Genomic DNA, 16,286 nt, shown 5'->3' with positions numbered 1-16,286 from the left:
GACGTGGCAGCCCTGGTTGCGGGTCGGCTCGGTGCTCCCGGAGTAATCGTCAAGACCTGTGGATGCGTGGGCTCAGCTGATCGTCAGCTGCCATCTGATCTCTCCGTCGTGCCACTGGTCGGTGGGGGTGAGGCCGGCTGCGGTGGCGACGGCGGCGGATGCCTTGTGGTCCGGGTTGATGTGGGCGGTGACCGTGTGCACCGGGTGTTTCCGGAGCCAGGCGACGAGTCCACGGGCAGCTTCGGTGGCGATGCCTCGTCGCTGCCAGGGGGTGCCTGTCACCCAGGCGATCTCCGCGGCGGCTCCGCGGTCGTCGGCGGTGACCGTCGCCTGGACATAGCCGGCCAGGCAGGAGGCGTCACGGAGCTGGATGACCCAGTTGCACCAGGATTCACCGGCACGGGGCGAGCCGGCCACCAGACGCTCGTAGCGGGCGCGCAGGTCCTGGGCGGTGTCCGGGGTGCCGCCGGTGAAGGTGTGCAGGCCGGGGTCGGACAGCACCGCGGCCATCTCCTCGGTGTGCTCGACCTGCAGGGCGAGTAGGGCCAGCCGGTCGGTACGGATGGTTTCGGGCTTGAGGGTGATCACGCTGCCTCCTGGTCGGGACGTTCGACGAGTATGCCGCTCTCGAAGCGGGCGCCGACGCGGACGAGTGCGACGAGGTGGGGTGCGTTCACCGCGCGCCACCGGGCCTGTGCGGACTCGACCAGCTTGAAGACCATCGCAAGGGCGGCGGTGCGGGAGCCGGCGCCCTTGGTGACCTTGGTCCGCAGGCGAACGGTGGCGCGGGTCGACTCGATGGGGTTGGTGGTCCGCAGGTGGATCCAATGCTCGGCCGGGAAGTCGTAGAAGGCCAGCAGCTCGTCCTCATCGTCGGTGATCTTCTTGACGGCCTTGGGGAACTTCGCCCCGTAGAGCTTCACCAAGGTCTTGATGGCCTGATCGGCGTGCTCGCGGTCCTCGGCGTTGTAGACCTCCCGCAGGACCTTCTTCGCCGCCGGGCGCGTGGACTTAGGCAGGACATCGAGGACATTGGCCGCAGCACCTCTGCCCTCGGGTGGCGGGGAAGACCTCGCGCAGGGCCTTCCAGAAGCCGAGCGCGCCGTCGCCCACGGCCAGGACCGAGGCGCGCATGCCGCGGCGGGCTCAGTCCCGCAGCAGGTCGGCCCAGGCCTCGGACGATTCGCGGTAGCCGTCGGTCATCGCGACGAGCTCCTTGGTGCCGTCTGCACGGACGCCGATCACGACCAGGACGGCGGCCCTGGCCTCGTCCAGGCGGATGCGCAGGTGGATGCCGTCGACCCAGACATAGACGTAGTCGGTGCCGGACGGGTCGCGCTCCTGGAACGCGGCATGGTCAGACCGCCACTGGGCGGTGAGCCGGGTGACGGTGGCTGGCGACAGACCGGCGGCGGAGCCGAGGAACTGCTCGAGCGCGGGCACGAAGTCGCCGGTGGACAGGCCGTGCAGGTAGAGCAGCGGCTGCACTTCGGCGATCTTCGGTGACCTGCGGCACCAGGGCGCAAGGATCGCCGAGGAGAACCGCTTGCGCTCCCCGGTTGCCGCGTCGACCCGCTTGTCGTTGACCCGCGGGGCCTTCACCTCGACCGCTCCGGCGCCGGTGGTGACCTTCCGCGGCTGGTGATGTCCGTTGCGCGCCACCAGCCGGCGGCCGCTCTCGTCCCGCTGGTCGGATAACTCGGCTATGTAGGCGTTGACCTCGGCCTCCAGCGCGGCGGCGAGCATCCTGCGCGCGCCCTCCCGGACGATCTCGTCCAGCAGCGATCCCCCGCCAGCGGTGGTGCCGTCGGTGTTGACTACGGTGAGCACGGACGTGCCTTCCCGACCGACGCGCCCACGTCAGCCTTACTCGATGACCTATCGATCGATCACCAGGGAAGGTACGTCCTCCCCGGCGATCCACAGGTTCCGAGCATTGCTCGTGCTCCCGCTCCCCGCAGACCTGAGCCCCATCCGGCAGCGACGCCCGCGAATCGCCGAGATGTGGACTATGAATCCGCAGGTCGTCATCATCGAGTGCCAGTCCTCGGCCGGTGGGTCCTGGTGTACGTGAGACAGTCGGGTGTCGCCGCCGAGGCGACTCGGTGATCATTTGCGGGACAGCCCTCAGCCCGGACAGCAACCTTGCACCGATCACCCGGGTTGCTTTCACCGTCGCCACCTGGCAGAGATCGCTGCACCCGGCCCGCACCGAGCCCACATCGGTGTCCCTTCCGGGCCGCCGATCCGGTGGCTGGATTGCCGCTAGCTGCGATGGCCTGACCGTGGGACCTTCGAATCCCTACGGAAGGGGCTCCTCGATGAAGCGGAACTCTGCCATCGGCTTGCTCAGCGCACTGACGCTCGCCGCAGCCACGGTAGTAGCGACCGGATCACCGGCCCAAGCAGCAGTGGGTGACATCCTCTGCACGACGCCCAGCAATGACTCTTCCACGTACTCACCGCCCCTGAGCCTGACACCTGCCAGCACCACCGTGACCATCACCCGGGATCTCAACACCTGCACATCGCTGAGCGTGCCCGCCATCAACTCAGCCCCCGTCACCGTGAGCCAGGTGACCATCCCGTCCTACTCCTGCCTCACCCTCCTGAACACCGCCCCCACCACCATCAGTTTCACCTGGAACAACGGCGCCACCACCGTCGTCACCGGCACCAGGACCGTCAACCTCGCCGCCGCCGCGCTCACCACCACGGTCACGGGCACCGTCACCTCTGGCCTCTTCGCCGGAGGTACCGTCGTCTACCAGCTCGTCGCCCCATCGACCGACGTCCTCGCCTGCACTCTCGGCCTGGGAACGGTCTCCCGGATCGACAGCGTCGCCACCCTCACCATTAACTGAAACCCATCGCCGCATAGGCCCGGCACCAGCCGATGGTGCCGTAGTGGCCCATCGACTGCGCTCGTCGCCCCCGGGGGTCTCCCTCCGGGGGGGCATTGCTCTTGCGGCCGGGTTCGGCCTCGGCATCACGACGGCCTGCCGCAATGTCACCGAGTTTGGGCTCCTGGCTGCTCTCGCCCCGGCCTGGGCCCGGCGGTGCGGACCGCGTCGGCGGCGTATCGGGGGGTTGACTGCCCCCAACATCTGAGTCGGAACGCCGCATCCGATCTCATCCCACCCCAAGAACCACCGACGAGCGCCCGCCCACCCCCGAGAGGCGGGCGCTCAGCCATGGGCAGGCACGCCGAGGGCAGGTCCCGGCCCTGCGCGCTCGCCTCATGCGGGCTGCTGGGCACGAGGCGTGTTGGACCACGCTCGTCACGGATCTGGCGACCCGGGTTGCCCTCCGGATGGATCCTTATCGGGCCTCGTCGACGAGGAAGGTGCGGGGGCGTTCGGACCGCGGTGCCACCAGGACATCGTTGGGGTTGTCCGGGAAGACGTCGAACTGGTGCCTGCCCACCTATTGCTCCCGGGACGGGTCTGACGGGCGCACGAAGTTTCCACGTCCACATACACCGGATCCGATATCAGCAGGCCACCGTGCCTGGCAGCGCCTGGAACACCGCCGCGTAATTCATTTGGGTCTGTCCCCTGCGCACGCCGCGCATCTAGATCTGCATTCTGGCCGAATCCGCTCCCGCCGACGAAGTCGCGCCCGCGCCGCGGCGGGCCGTCGAGGGCAACGGTCGCTCACCGCGATCTCGATCACTTCGAAAATAACGCGCGGAAACTCATGCAACTCTCTCAACACGCGATAACTCTCACACATGAAGGGCGACTTGGGGGAGGATACGCCAGAATTCAGCATGACCGCCAGAGCGGTACCCGAGGTCGGACTTACTCCAACGAAGGAACTGAATCCATGAGTCGTGCCTCCATGGATGGCCAGTATTCCTCCGCTTCTCCTGCGGATGTTCCAGATCAATCCCAGCTCGTCGCCGGTTCGGCCGTTGCGCAGGCGGGACTCGGTTACGGTACGCAGCGCTTGACGCAGCGAAGGGGAAGCAACCGGTTCGTGCAGCTCTGCCGCGTCAGGGCAGGTCAGCGCGCCGAGGTAGCGGATCATGTCCTCTCCGCAGGATCGAAGCGCTCCTGCGGATGTCATCGCCGAAGCGGTGATCGGTGGTCGTGGCCGACCGTGCCATGTCCCGGTGTGCTGGCTGCGGGGCGTGCAGTCAGTGTGCTGAAGTTTCAGGGGTCGCAGGACTCGGTCAGTCAGAAGTTTCTCGTAGCAGGGACTTACAGCAGCGTTGACCAGTGCCTGCCCGAGCAGGGCTGCATTCAGGTTGGAATAGTGGATTCCGGTTCCGGGCGCGAAGCGCAGTGTGACCCGCGACAAGCCTGCGTACAGAGTCTCTTCGTGAAAATTCTCGTACAGGTTGGAGAGGGCCCGGCCGCCCCGAACGCCATCGCCGCGGCCGACCGAAGCCGGGAACGCCTCGTGGGCCCTGACGGCGGAACGGGCCCGCCCCTACACCGAGCAGGAGGCCGCCGCGTTCTTTCGCCCCCACCACGGTCTGTGGCGAGCGCTGCCCCGGCACCGCGACGAGCTGGAGGAGATGCTCGCGCTCGCCCAGCCGCTGATGCCGCCCGGGATGCAGCCGGCCCGGATCGACCGACCGCACCCTCCCTCTGGCCTCCGCCTGTCCCCCACCGGGCGGGGGCTACAAGTTGTTGAGCTCCTTCAGCCGGGCCGCGTAGACCTAGGCGACCGGGACGCTTCCTCTGGGTCGGCCGTCGCGAGCTGTTGCTGGTCGGCGAGCGCGGCCTGACGGCCAGCCCGAAGCCGAAGAACCACAGGCTCCCGAAGACGGTGCTGGACATCGTTGCCTCCTTCGCCTTGAGGCCGGTGGACCGGCCGGTCCGCCTCGTGGGTCCCGGTCTTCCTCCCAGCTAACGCTCCTCGGCGCCATCGCGCCCGGTCGCGACGTCGCCGCGACCGGGGGTGTGCGGCCTTGTCCACCGCACCGGTACTGTCGCCTGCGCCCCGGGGTCAGTTGGTGCCGAGCATCTCTCGCATGTGCGTGATCTCCGCCTTCTGGGTGGTGATGATGTCGTCGGCGAGTTCCTTGGCGGGGCCGTAGGCGCCTTCCTGTTTCTCGGTCTCGGCCATGGTGATGGCGCCTTCGTGGTGCTTGATCATCTGAGTCAGGAACATGGTGTCGAAGGCTTTGCCGGAGGCGCCTTGCATGTCGTTCATCTGCTGGTCGTTCATCATGCCGGGCATGGAGGAGGCGTCGCCGTGGTGCATCCCGTCCATGTCGTCCATGCCCTGGGGAACCTCTTCGCCCCAGGCCGTCAGCCAGGCGGACATCGTGGCGATCTCCGGTTCCTGGGCCTTCTTGATCTCCTCGGCGAGGGTCTTGACGTCCCGGGAGGAGGCCCGGGTCTCGGCCATGTCGGCCATCATGACGGCCTGGCGGTGGTGCGGGATCATGCCCTGCGCGAAGTCGATGTCCGCCTGGTTGTGCTCGCCTGCCGGGACCGAGACGGACGTGGTGGGGCTCGGGGAGGTGGCGGCAGATCCATTGCCGTCGTCACCGCAGCCGGCCAGGAAGAGCGCGGAGGCGGCGAAGGCTGCGGCGGCCAGGGCGGTACGGCGGTGCGGGGAGCGGGTGGTCTTCATGCGATGGCTCCTCAGGATGGAAGGGGATCAGGACATACCTGTACGCGCTGGACAGTCCCTGCTGGCGGGTGCCACGCCGCCGAGACGTGGGCTGGTCATGACGGCCGTCCGGTGCGGGCCGGGACGACGGCGTGACGGAAGACGGCGGGGGCGGCGAGGGTGACTCCGGCCAGCCAGCCCAGGGCGACGAGCAGGGGGCCGGTTTCGTCGAAGCCCGGGGTGACGGCGGCGTCGATGAGGAGGCGGGTGGAGCCGTAGCCGGGCAGGGCGTGCGCCCAGGTGGGCGGTTCGGGGTGGAGCATGGGGCTCTGTTCGATGCCCAGATCGATGAAGGGCAGCAGGAAGGCGATCAGCACCCCGCCGACGCGGCCGAAGAGCGGGCCGAGGAGGACGCCGATGAGGGCGTAGGTGAGGGCGAGCAGGATGTTCGCGGCGATGTAGGGGCCCCATTGGCGGGCGTCGAAGACGGTCGCGGTCACCGCGAGGGAGGCAGCGGTGGCCAGGAGCGCGCCGAGGGCGACGACGGTCAGGCGGGAGGCGAGCAGGCTGCCGGGGCGGAATCCGGCGATGGCGAGGCGCTGGTCGCCTGCGCGGGCGTTCAGGATCGTGAACAGTCCGGCGAGCGCGGCCAGGGAGGCGGTGGCGATGGGTGCCATGGTGCCGCCGTGGATGTCGGGCAGCCACGCCTGCTGGAGGGTGGTGCGTCCGCCTTCGCGGACGGTCAGTGACGTGGACTGCTCGGGGGTGGTGGCCACCGCGAGGAGGACGAAAACCGTCGGCACCGCCATGAGCAGCACCCACAGCACCCGGTTGCGGCCGGCCTCCCGCAGTCCCGCGCGCACCCCCGCGGTCAGTTGGGCCCTCGTCGAGCCGGGTGTGGCGCGGTGTCGGGCACGGGCCGTGCGGCTGGTGGCGGTGATCACCGTCCAGCTGACCGCGACGGCTGCGGCTGTCCAGGCCAGGGCCCAGCCGAGGTCTCCGGGCCGGCCGCTGTGGCCGGAGGGGACGTCGACCATCCACAGCGTCACGAAGTGCGTCGGGAGTACCCGGGTCGCCGCACGGTCCGCCGCACCGAGGACGGGGCCGAAGAAGACGTCCAGGATCCACACGAACAGCACGAGCACGGTGCCGTTGACGGGGCTGGTCACCGTCGCGCCGATCAGCGCCCCGATGGCCAGGTAGATCACCGCGTACATCAGGGTTCCGGCCAGCACCCGCCCCGGATCACCACCGAGACCGGTCCTCAGCTGGAGGGCCAGCAGTGCCGCAGCCGCGGCCAGCACGGCCAGGGCCAGGCCGGCGCCCATGCGCGCGGCCACCAGCCGGCGGGGCGCCAGGCCCGAGATGATCAGCCGGCGATCAGCCGAGCGAGAGGCGCGCGTCTGGAAGTACATGGCGATCGCCGCGATGAATCCGGCGGCCCAGCCTGCGGTGGCTGTCTGTACGGCGGGCCCGCCGGTGCCGCCGAGCAGCTCGGCCGCGTCCGCCAGCGGGCGTGCGGCCACCACCACGAACACCACCGGCACCAGCACGAGGACGAGGAGGTTCACCGGGGTCCGGGCGGACTCGATGAGGAAGCGGCGGGTGAACGGCAGGGCGGTCATCGGGGCACCGCCCTGCCCTCTCGCAGTTCCACGATGCGGTCGAAGCGTTCTTGGTCCGTGACGAAGTGGCTGATGATCAGCACCGAGCGGCCCGCCGTGCGGCGCTCGGCGACCAGGCCCCAGAACTTGAGGTAGGTGTCGAAGTCGAAACCGGCGTACGGCTCGTCCAGCAGCAGCACTTCGGGATCGGCGAGGAGCGCCAGGCCCAGGTTCAGCTTGGCGAGGGTTCCACCGGACAGCTGGTCCGCACGGGTGCCGGCGTAGCGTTCGAAGCCGAGGGCGGCGTAGATCGCGCGGCGCGAACGTCGTTCCGCCTCGCCGGTCATGGCGTAGGCGTGCCCGAACAGCTCGAAGTGCTCGTCGCAGGTGAGGCGTTCGTAGACCACCGGTTCCTGCGGGCAGTAGCCCAGCCGTCCGGTGTGGCTGACCGTTCCGGCGTCGGCGGCGAGCGCCCCGACCAGGATCTTCATCAGCGTGCTCTTGCCGGAGCCGTTCTCGCCCACGACGCCGACCACCTCGCCCGGGGCCAGGGTGAGATCCACGCCCCGCAGCACCGGCGTCGTGCGGCGTACCGGCCACGGGCCATGCCGGTACGCCTTCTCGATGCCGGCCGCCGCCAGCAGCAGGCGGGCGGTTCGCGGTTCGTCTTCGGAGCGGGGCTGGGGCTTGTTCACGTGGTCACCTCCCCGGGTCAGGTGGGCAGGATTGCGTCGGGTCACAGGCCGGGGGCGCCCCAGAGGGGGAACCAGCGGCTCAGGTCCTGCTCGATGCGCAGGTCGTCCTTGAGTACGGCCTTGACCTGCAGTTCCAGCGGGTTGTCGCGAGACCGCGACTCAAGGCTTGGGCCTGTGCGCGCTCGCGCGCAGCCGATCGACGACCCCGTGCAGTTGCGGCTGCTCCTCGGGCGTGACGAGCCGGCCGCACTCGCCATACCGCTGCGCAGGGGGGCGGCCCGGTCAGGGTCGGCCGGATCCGGGGTGCTGGTGTTGGTCGTGCTTGCGCATTGGATCGCGCTCGACCATGGGCCGGTTGTCGCCGTGGCCGCCGCCGTGCATGCCGCGCATCATGAAGAACATCATCAGCGGGCAGACGGAGACGACGGCCAGGAGGGCGAGCGTGCCCACGGGCACGCCGAGCGCCAGGGCGCCGACGAAGGCGGTGGCGAGCGCGACCGCGTACAGGCCGTAGTTCTCGTTGTTGTTCATCACGGTGCCTTCTTCCCGAGACAGCCGGTCCAGCCGCGCGCAGAGGAGTGGTCCGGGGGCAATGGATGGTGGGTGGGCCGGACGCGTGCAGCGCATCCAGGCGCCGCCGGTAGTCCTCTTCGTCGATGTCGCCGCGGGCGAACCGCTCGGCGAGCAGCTGCTCGGGCGTGGGCGCGACGGGGCTGGGGGTGGGCTCGGTGGCGCGGCTCAGGGTCCGCAGGAGCAGGACGGCAGCGGCGATGATCAGAGCCCAGAACGCGATCATGCCGACCGGCATCGCGAACCAGCCCCAGCCGCTGACGTCGTGGTCGAACCAGAGCATCATCACGATCGCCTCCCCGGTGACCGGGACGGCGGGGCTGCGAGCCTCGCCGCCAGCCTGGTCGTTCACCGTCATCGTCGCCCGGTCCCAGCTGTACGGCGCAGGGCCATGTGGTCCCTGGCTGGTGGGCCGGTCAGCCTCTCCCTGGTACGGGGTAGGGCGAGGGAGCCTGGAAGGGAGCGCACACGCAAGGAGGGCGATCTGCCATGGGTGTCGCCGATGTCGTGGTCGTGATCCTGGCCGCAGTCCTGATCGCAGGGCTGGGCTGGTTCTTCTTCGGCCCTCGCAAGGCCCGCACCGCGCAGCTGGAGGGCGGGGTGCAGCGGGTCGAGGTGAGGGTACGGGGCGGCTACAGCCCGAACGTCATCAAGGTCCGCCAGGGGGTGCCGGTGGAGTTGGTCTTCGACCGGCAGGAGAGCGGGGAGTGCACCAACCGGGTCGTCTTCCCCGACCTGCGGGTCAGCGCCGGACTGCCGGCTCATGCCCGCACCACCGTACGGGTCAGCCCCGACCGGGCCGGCTCCTTCGGCTTCGCCTGCGGGATGAACATGATCCACGGCACCCTGCTGGTCGAACCCGCAGACCGCCCCAGCGCCACCGAGGGCACGTCGCGCGGCGAAGGCCCGGTCGAGGCCGCCTCCCCCGTCGGCGAGCAGCGGCTGGGCGAAGGCAGCGGAGCCGAGGCGGAGGCGGCCGAGGCCGCCGAGCGGCGCGCCGAGATCACCGATCTGACCCGCCGGGTCGCCGTCGGCGCCGTGCTCACGCTGCCGGTGCTCTTCGCCGTCATGGCTCACGAACTGTTCGGCGCCGACTGGGTGCCCGGCTGGCTGCTGAACCACTGGGTGCAGCTGGTGCTGATCACGCCGGTGATGTTCTACACCGGCCGGCCGATCCACTCCATCGGCTGGCTGACCCTGAAGCATCGCGGCGCCGACATGAACTCCCTGATCACCCTGGGCACGACGGCCGCCTACGGTTACAGCCTGCTGGTCACCTTCTCCCCCGGCCTGCTTCCGGAGGATGTGCGGGAGGTGTACTTCGAGGCGGTCGGGGTGATCCTCACCCTCATCCTGCTCGGCCGTCTGCTGGAGGCCCGTGCCAAGGCCGGCACCGGCGAGGCCATCCGCGCCCTGCTGGGCCTGCAGGCCCGCACCGCCCGCGTCGTGCGCGACGGTATTGAGGCCGAACTCCCGGTCGAGGACGTCAGGGTCGGCGACGAGGTGGTGATCCGGCCCGGAGAGAAGGTCCCGGTCGACTCGGTGGTGCTGTCCGGGGCCTCGGCTGTCGACGAGTCGATGGTCACCGGCGAGCCGATGCCGGTCACCAAGCGGGAAGGGGACACGGTCATCGGTGCGACCGTCAACACGACCGGATCCCTGCGGGTACGGGCGAGCAAGGTCGGGGCCGACACGGTGCTCGCGCAGATCATCCGCCTGGTGCAGCAGGCGCAGGCGTCGAAGGCACCGATCCAGCGGCTGGCCGACGCGGTGTCCGCGTACTTCGTCCCGGCCGTCATCGCCATCGCCGTCGCCACGTTCGCGATCTGGTACACCGTCGGGCCCGCCCCCGCGCTCACCCTGGCTCTGGTCTCAGCCGTGGCGGTGTTGATCATCGCCTGTCCCTGCGCGCTCGGCTTGGCCACGCCCCTGTCGGTCATGGTCGGGACCGGCAAGGGTGCCCAGGCCGGCATCCTCATCCGCTCCGCCGAGGCACTGGAGAGGGCCCACAAGCTGGACACGATCGTGCTGGACAAGACCGGCACGGTGACCGCGGGCAAGCCCGTCCTCACCGACGTGCACACCGCCGAGGGCTTCCAGAACGAGGAGTTGCTGGCGCTGGTGGCGGCGGCCGAGGGGGACAGCGAGCACCCGCTCGCGGGCGCGGTCGTTGCCGGGGCCCGGGAGCGCGGTCTCATCCCGCCTGCAGCGAGCGGTTTCGACTCGTTCACCGGCAAGGGCGTGCGGGCCACCGTCGACGGCCACACGGTCCTGGTCGGGACCGCGCGGCTGCTCAGTGATGCCGACATCGACACCGGCGCCCTTGTCCCGGCCGCCGCCGGCTTCTCCGCCGAGGGCAAGACTCCGGTCCTGGCCGCCGTCGACGACCGGCCCGCCGGCGTCCTGGCCGTCGCCGACACCATCAAGGACGACTCCGTCCAGGCCATCGCCGCCCTGCACCGGCTCGGCCTGCAGACGGTGATTATCACGGGCGACAACGCCCGCACCGCCGCCGCCATCGCCGCCCAGGTCGGCGTGCGCCGGGTCCTGGCCGAGGTCCTGCCCGAGCACAAGGCCGACGAGATCCGCCGCCTGCAGGCCGAGGGCCGCACCGTGGGCATGGTCGGCGACGGTATCAACGACGCCCCAGCACTCGCCGCCGCCGACGTCGGCCTCGCGATCGGCACGGGGACCGATGTCGCCATCGAGGCTGCCGACATCACCCTCATCTCCGGCTCCCTCGCGGGCGTCGTCACCGCCGTCCGGCTCTCCCGCGCCACCATGCGCAACATCCGGCAGAACCTGTTCTTCGCCCTGATATACAACGCTGTCGGCGTGCCCCTCGCGGCCGGCGCCCTCTACCCGCTGTGGGGCATCCGCCTCAGCCCGATCATCGCCGCCGCCGCGATGGCCCTGTCCTCCCTGTCCGTGGTCACCAACGCCTCCCGTCTGCGCCGCTGGCACACCAGCCCGCTCCCGGCCGCCTCGGCGGAGCAGGTGGAGCCCCGGGTGGAATCGGCAGCCGACCGAGCCCCGGCCCACGCCGCGGTCGCAGAACACGGACGGCACCACTCATCCGAGCCGACCACCGGAGAAGAGCCCCGGCCTGATGCCGCAGACCCTGCAGTGGACCCGGTCTGCGGAATGCAACTGGACCCGGCAACCGCCGCCGAACGGCGGGACACGGCCACCGGCCGCTACTTCTTCTGCTCCACACGGTGCGCAGCCGCCTTCGACGCCGACACCGACCGTTACCCCGCGCGGTGAACCGAACAGCGCCGAGGAGGGGAGATCGAAAGCGCGCCCGCGGCGCGAGCCCGGCGACGGCATGTACGGCTCCATGAGCAGACCGCGGGCCCAGCGTGTACACGCTGGGCCCGCGGCGAACGGCTACGAGGGTGACGGACCGGGGTCAGTGGCTGTGGGAATGGTCGTCTTGTGCCGGCTTGGCGGGTGCCGTGGTCGTCGGGGGGGCAGACTCGGCGGGAACCTGCTCCGGCTTTGCGGGTGTGCCCGTGGTGGAGCCGTGGTCGTGGCTGTGCCCGTCGGAGCTGAGGGTGCCGGCCAGGGCCATCATGCCCAGCCAGGTCAGTGCCGAGGTGACGACGACGGCGGCCGCGAACGGGCTGACGAGGTGCCGCCAGCGGCCCTTGGAGTCCTTGGCGACGAACGCGACGTACGACATGAGCAGGCCGATGGGGGTCATCCAGGCGCTGCGCTCGGGGAACTGCTCGAAGTGCTGGATGCCGCCGCCGACCATGCCGACGCCGAAGGACAGCAGCAGGGAGAACGCGACTAGCGCGAACGCCTGGCGCACCGCCGGCCTCTCGTCGGCCAGCACGAACTCGTTGACGAGGGTGCCCAGGAGGAACACCACAGCGCCGACCGCGCAGATGATCGCGTACAGCGAGGGGTCGATCGGGTAGTGAACGACGGCGCCGGCGATGAGGGCGGCGCCCATGAAGTAGAGCATCTGGCCGCTGTAGCGGGCCGGGAGCGACTTCTTGTCGAAGGCGGGCCGGCGGTGTTTCGTGGGCGGAGTCTGGCGGCGCTCGGAGTCGAGAACGGTGGTCACTCGGGTCATGCCTTTCGGATCTTGGCGGCTGAGAGCATGCGGAAGCGCGTCGGCACCGGTGGTGCGGCGTCACGCTGGTGCGGCTCTCAGCAGCGCAGGATCGAAAGTCGGTGAAGGCACGGCGGGTCGCCCGTGCGGCCGGCCCGGGGGCGCGCGCGTGCCGCCCACCGACGCAGGACGCCGTTGCCGGCTTGTCGCCTGAGGGCGAACGTGAACAGGGCGGCGACCATGTACAGCAGCGCCAGGCAGCCCTCCCCGGCTCCGCCGTGGTCGCATTCGCCGTCCGGGCTGCGCGGTGTTGCGGCGGCGTCGGCGGGAGCGGCGTGAGAGTGCTTGTGCTCGGTCGTGCCGTGTGCACCGGCGAGCGGGACGGCGGTGGCGTGGCTGCTGTGGATGGGGTGGCGTGAGGCCAGGACGTGCATGCCGAAGAGGACAAGCACCACCGCGAGGAGCGTTGCTCGCAGCAACACTGCCTTGTGGTGGCCGCGACGGACGTTGCCTGAGATCACGCCTCACGACCATGGCAGGGGCTTTCAGCGGGATGGCCAGCGGGGCGTCCCACCCGGACGGGAAGGAAGATAGCACCGGGTGCGCACAGCTCTGCGCCGTGTCCGACGTGTGGGCTGCATCGCACTCCGTGCCGCCTGCGGCGCTCTCCGGCTCGCGGACGTCGATGATGCCGGTGCCAGGGCCTTGGTCAGGGCAGCGGGCGCAGGGCTCCGAGGGTGACGGCGACGAGTCGGTCGACTGCGGCTTGGGAGGGGAGGGTGGAGGCTGCGGTCAGGGCGTGCAGGCAGTAGGCGGCGAGTTCCGCGGGCGGTACGTCGTCACGTAGGTCCGCGGCCCGGGCGCCTTCGGCGATGAGGGCTTCCATCAGGCCGGTCAGGTGCTGCTCGGCGTGGCTGACATGGTCGCTTCGGTGGAGCAGGGCGGCAAGTTCCCCGCCATGGCGCTGCCGGGCGAGGTTGGCGTAGGCGGTCGCGACCGCCGTCAGACGCTGGACGGCGGTGCCGGGGCGGTGTGCGGCTTCGGCGAGCTGGTGGAGATGGGCGGTGACCTGCCGCTCGTGCCACGCGCGAAGGACGGCTTCGGCGTCGGGAAAGTACTTGTAGAGGGTGGCGCGCCCGATGCCGGCGCGCTCGGCGAGCTGGGACATCGTCACCGCCCGCAGGCCGCCGTTGTCGATCAGTGCGGCGGCCGCGTCGAGGATGGCATCCCGCACGGCCTGGCGGTGCGCGTCGATGGTCTCGTTCCACAGCTTCGGCACCCGCCCAGGATACGGACCTCCATGGAGGGATACATTCCGTTTTAAGCCGAGACAGAGTGTCTCGAAAAAGTTGCGATCGGGTTGCGTGGAGGCGTCATGGCTGATTCGTCGAGTCCTTCGGGCGCTCACGACGAGGATGAGCACCGAGCACCGCGCTGGGTGAAGGTCTCCGCGGGCATCGCCGTTCTCCTGGTCGTGGTGTTCGTGGTCGTGCACCTGGCCGGCGGCGGCATGGTGGGGCACGCACCGTGACGGTGTTCGGCCCGCTGCTGCGCAAGGCGACGCTGACCGCGCACGTCACCGCCTCGCTGGGCTGGTTCGGCTCGGTGGCGGCCTTTCTCGCCCTGGCCGTGGCCGGGCTGACGAGCTCCTCCCCGGAAACGGTGCGGGCGGCGTATGTCGCGATGAAGGTGGTGGGGTGGTTCGTGATCGTCCCGCTGAGCATCGCCACGCTCGTGACGGGGGCGGTGCAGTCACTGGGCACGGTGTGGGGGCCGGTGCGGCACTACTGGGTGATCGCGAAGCTGCTGATCACCGTGGTCGCCACCGTCCTGCTGCTGGTGCACATGCAGCCCGTCGGGCACCTGGCCGACGCCGCGGCCCGGGCCGCCCTGGTGGGTGGGCAGCTGGAGGGCATGAGGGTGCAGCTGGTGGCCGATGCGGGGGCCGCGATCGTGGTCCTGCTGACGGCGGCCGGGCTGTCGGTGTTCAAGCCCCGCGGGATGACCCGCTACGGGGTCCGGTGCCGCCGGCGCGAGCAGAGCCTCAGCGCGCGGCAGGAGGCCGCGACCTGAAGCCGCACACCAGAGAAGGGCCGCCGAACATCGGTCCGGCGGCCCTTCTCTGGTGTGCGGGGAGGTCAGCTGCTGACACGCTCGCTTTCGGCGGCGGCCTCCTGGTCCGCGGCCGCGGCCGCGGACCCGTTGCCCTTCATCAGCAGGGCGGTGGCCAGGGCTCCGGCCCCGGCGATGGCGGCGGCGCCGAGGAAAGCGCTGCTGAATCCGTGGGTCAGGGCGGGCAGGTCGCCGAGGCGGTCGGCGCCCTGGGAGGCGGCGAGCGCGGTCAGGGCGGCCAGGCCCAGGGCGGAGCCGACTTGGTAGGTGGTGTTGACGATGCCCGATGCCAGGCCCGCCTGCTCCGGCGGTGCGCCGGCCATCGCCGACATCAGCGCCGGGATGTAGGCCAGGGACATGCCGGTGGCGGCGACCAGGGAGGCGGGCAGGACGTCCACCATGAAGGTTCCGGCCGGCTCGGCCGCCGAGAGCCACACCAGGCCGGCGGCCAGAACCAGCAGGCCGGACGCGATCAGGGTCTTGGCGCCGAAGCGGCCCAGCAGGCGCCCGGTGAGCGTGGTCATGAAGACCATCAGCAGGGCGGTCATCGGCAGCAGGGCCGCGCCGCTGGAGAAGGCCCCGTAACCCAGAACCTGCTGGAGGTAGAGGTTGAGGAAGTACCACATCGGGATCCAGGCGGCGCCCAGCAGAGCCATCGCGAGGTTGGAGATGCCCAGCCCCGGGATGCGCCAGATGCTCAGCGCCATCAGCGGCGCCTTCGACGCCTTCTGGATGAGCAGGAAGACGGCCAGCAGAACGCCGGCGCCGGTCAGCTGCAGCAAGGTCTGCGCGCTGCCCCAGCCAGCCTCTGAGGCCCGGACGATGGCGAACACCGCGAGGGCCAGGCCGGCGGTGACCGCTGCGGCGCCCAGGACGTCAATCCCGCCCCGGCGACGGCCCACAGCCGGCAGGAGGCCGGTGGCGGCGAGGGTGGCGATGCCGATCGGGATGTAGATCATGAAGATCCACGGCCAGGACGCCCACTGCGTGAACACGCCGCCGAGGAAGACTCCGGCCGTTCCGCCGGCTGGTGCGGCCGCGCCGTAGAGGGCGAGGGCCTTGCCGAGCTCCTTGGGGTTGTGGCCGAAGAGCATCATCAGCAGCGTCATCGACGCCGGCGCGATGAGGGCTCCGCCCACTCCCTGCACGGCCCGGCCCAGGATTTCGACCCCGGCGCTGCCGGCCGCGGCGGCGACGACGGAGCCGGCGGTCAGCACCACCCAGCCGGCCGCGAAGACCCGGCGTGCGCCGAGAAGGTCCGAGAGGCGGCCGCCGAGCAGGAGGAGTCCGCCGAAGGCGATCACGTAGGCGTTGAACACCCAGCTCAGGTCACCTTGGGTGAAGCCGAGGTCCCGCTGCATCTGCGGGAGCGCCACGCCGATGATCGACGTATCCATGATCACCATGAACTGTGCTGTCGCCAGCACGCCCAGCGCCCACCAGCGCCGGGGATTGACCGTTGACGTTGACACCGCTCTGCCCTCCACCGAGATCACATTAGGTACCCCCTGGGGGTACCTGGCTTCGCCGAGGCAGAACGTTATACCCCCCAGGGGTATTTCGGTAGAGGCGGAGATTTTTATCCAGGCCCGACACCCGACGCCGACCGGGCCTGGCGGCTGGGTCAGCCGAAGCCGCTCTCGCAGAAGCCCTCGACGCTCTGATGCGCCG

General features: G+C 70.3%; 15 protein-coding genes and 2 pseudogenes. 4 read left to right on the top strand and 13 right to left on the bottom strand.

Translation table 11 applies throughout. From position 1 onward, the window contains the following. Positions 1-72: 72 nt before the first annotated feature. The 3 genes and pseudogenes from ACWDVG_RS05925 to ACWDVG_RS05915 form a co-directional block, all read right to left on the bottom strand. A complete protein-coding gene (locus tag ACWDVG_RS05925; protein WP_451696591.1) occupies positions 73-588 on the bottom strand; it encodes a GNAT family N-acetyltransferase in 516 nt (171 codons plus the stop codon). Then, positions 585-1,830 (bottom strand): annotated as a pseudogene (locus ACWDVG_RS05920) (IS256 family transposase). Before ACWDVG_RS05920 ends, ACWDVG_RS05925 begins: the two are co-directional and overlap by 4 nt. A gap of 472 nt (positions 1,831-2,302) precedes the next feature. After that, entirely contained in the window at positions 2,303-2,584 is a 282-nt protein-coding gene (locus ACWDVG_RS05915; RefSeq protein ID WP_451696589.1) for a hypothetical protein, read from the bottom strand. Between ACWDVG_RS05915 and ACWDVG_RS05910 the strand changes: the two genes are divergently transcribed. Continuing rightward, positions 2,577-2,864 (top strand): hypothetical protein, encoded by a 288-nt coding sequence (locus tag ACWDVG_RS05910; protein WP_451696587.1) that lies wholly within the window; start codon positions 2,577-2,579, stop codon positions 2,862-2,864. The two genes, ACWDVG_RS05915 and ACWDVG_RS05910, sit on opposite strands and share 8 nt — an antisense overlap. A 676-nt stretch (positions 2,865-3,540) precedes the next feature. Here ACWDVG_RS05910 and ACWDVG_RS05905 read toward each other — a convergent pair. The 6 genes and pseudogenes from ACWDVG_RS05905 to ACWDVG_RS05880 all read right to left on the bottom strand — a co-directional run bounded on the left by ACWDVG_RS05905 (position 3,541) and on the right by ACWDVG_RS05880 (position 8,401). Then, complete coding sequence (locus ACWDVG_RS05905) at positions 3,541-4,344, bottom strand: serine hydrolase domain-containing protein (protein WP_451696616.1); 804 nt, start codon at positions 4,342-4,344, stop codon at positions 3,541-3,543. A gap of 615 nt (positions 4,345-4,959) precedes the next feature. Further along, on the bottom strand, positions 4,960-5,592 hold the full coding sequence (locus tag ACWDVG_RS05900) for a DUF305 domain-containing protein (protein ID WP_451696585.1): 633 nt from the start codon (positions 5,590-5,592) through the stop codon (positions 4,960-4,962). A 95-nt stretch (positions 5,593-5,687) separates the two neighbouring features. Continuing rightward, on the bottom strand, positions 5,688-7,196 hold the full coding sequence (locus ACWDVG_RS05895; RefSeq protein ID WP_451696582.1) for an ABC transporter permease: 1,509 nt from the start codon (positions 7,194-7,196) through the stop codon (positions 5,688-5,690). Next, positions 7,193-7,870, bottom strand: a complete 678-nt coding sequence (locus tag ACWDVG_RS05890) for an ATP-binding cassette domain-containing protein (protein ID WP_451696580.1) — start codon at positions 7,868-7,870, stop codon at positions 7,193-7,195. The genes ACWDVG_RS05895 and ACWDVG_RS05890 overlap by 4 nt, the downstream gene beginning before the upstream one ends. A gap of 41 nt (positions 7,871-7,911) precedes the next feature. After that, positions 7,912-8,019 (bottom strand): annotated as a pseudogene (pspAB, locus tag ACWDVG_RS05885) (PspA-associated protein PspAB); the annotation flags it as partial. Between the two features lie 133 nt (positions 8,020-8,152). Then, positions 8,153-8,401 carry a DUF2933 domain-containing protein gene (locus ACWDVG_RS05880; protein ID WP_451696578.1) on the bottom strand — a complete coding sequence of 83 codons (249 nt, stop codon included), beginning with the start codon at positions 8,399-8,401 and terminating at the stop codon, positions 8,153-8,155. 528 nt (positions 8,402-8,929) lie between these two features. Between ACWDVG_RS05880 and ACWDVG_RS05875 the strand changes: the two genes are divergently transcribed. Next, positions 8,930-11,707, top strand: coding sequence for a heavy metal translocating P-type ATPase (locus ACWDVG_RS05875; protein WP_451696576.1), 2,778 nt, complete (start codon positions 8,930-8,932; stop codon positions 11,705-11,707). Positions 11,708-11,852: 145 nt separating this feature from the next. Here ACWDVG_RS05875 and ACWDVG_RS05870 read toward each other — a convergent pair whose 3' ends face one another. The 3 genes from ACWDVG_RS05870 to ACWDVG_RS05860 all read right to left on the bottom strand — a co-directional run bounded on the left by ACWDVG_RS05870 (position 11,853) and on the right by ACWDVG_RS05860 (position 13,782). Further along, entirely contained in the window at positions 11,853-12,524 is a 672-nt protein-coding gene (locus ACWDVG_RS05870) for a hypothetical protein (protein WP_451696575.1), read from the bottom strand. Between the two features lie 77 nt (positions 12,525-12,601). Then, positions 12,602-12,982: a DUF6153 family protein gene (locus tag ACWDVG_RS05865; RefSeq protein ID WP_451696573.1), complete on the bottom strand. Its 381-nt coding sequence runs from the start codon at positions 12,980-12,982 to the stop codon at positions 12,602-12,604. A 230-nt stretch (positions 12,983-13,212) separates the two neighbouring features. Beyond that, positions 13,213-13,782, bottom strand: coding sequence for a TetR/AcrR family transcriptional regulator (locus ACWDVG_RS05860; RefSeq protein ID WP_451696571.1), 570 nt, complete (start codon positions 13,780-13,782; stop codon positions 13,213-13,215). 96 nt (positions 13,783-13,878) lie between these two features. On the opposite strand from ACWDVG_RS05860, the gene ACWDVG_RS05855 reads away from it, so the two are divergent. Both ACWDVG_RS05855 and ACWDVG_RS05850 read left to right on the top strand, forming a co-directional pair. Then, the gene (locus tag ACWDVG_RS05855) at positions 13,879-14,034 is read left to right on the top strand and encodes a hypothetical protein (protein ID WP_451696569.1); all 156 of its coding nucleotides are present in this window, start codon (positions 13,879-13,881) and stop codon (positions 14,032-14,034) included. Further along, positions 14,031-14,576, top strand: coding sequence for a hypothetical protein (locus ACWDVG_RS05850; RefSeq protein ID WP_451696567.1), 546 nt, complete (start codon positions 14,031-14,033; stop codon positions 14,574-14,576). Before ACWDVG_RS05855 ends, ACWDVG_RS05850 begins: the two co-directional genes overlap by 4 nt. Before the next feature lie 65 nt (positions 14,577-14,641). On the opposite strand, the gene ACWDVG_RS05845 is transcribed toward ACWDVG_RS05850, so the two are convergent. Then, positions 14,642-16,087, bottom strand: a complete 1,446-nt coding sequence (locus tag ACWDVG_RS05845; RefSeq protein ID WP_451696565.1) for an MFS transporter — start codon at positions 16,085-16,087, stop codon at positions 14,642-14,644. Positions 16,088-16,286 lie beyond the last annotated feature (199 nt).

This window comes from Streptomyces sp. NPDC003327 (genome assembly GCF_053589515.1).
The sequence above is the reverse complement of the archived record's forward strand: the minus strand, read 5'-3'. Positions and strand labels throughout refer to the sequence as shown.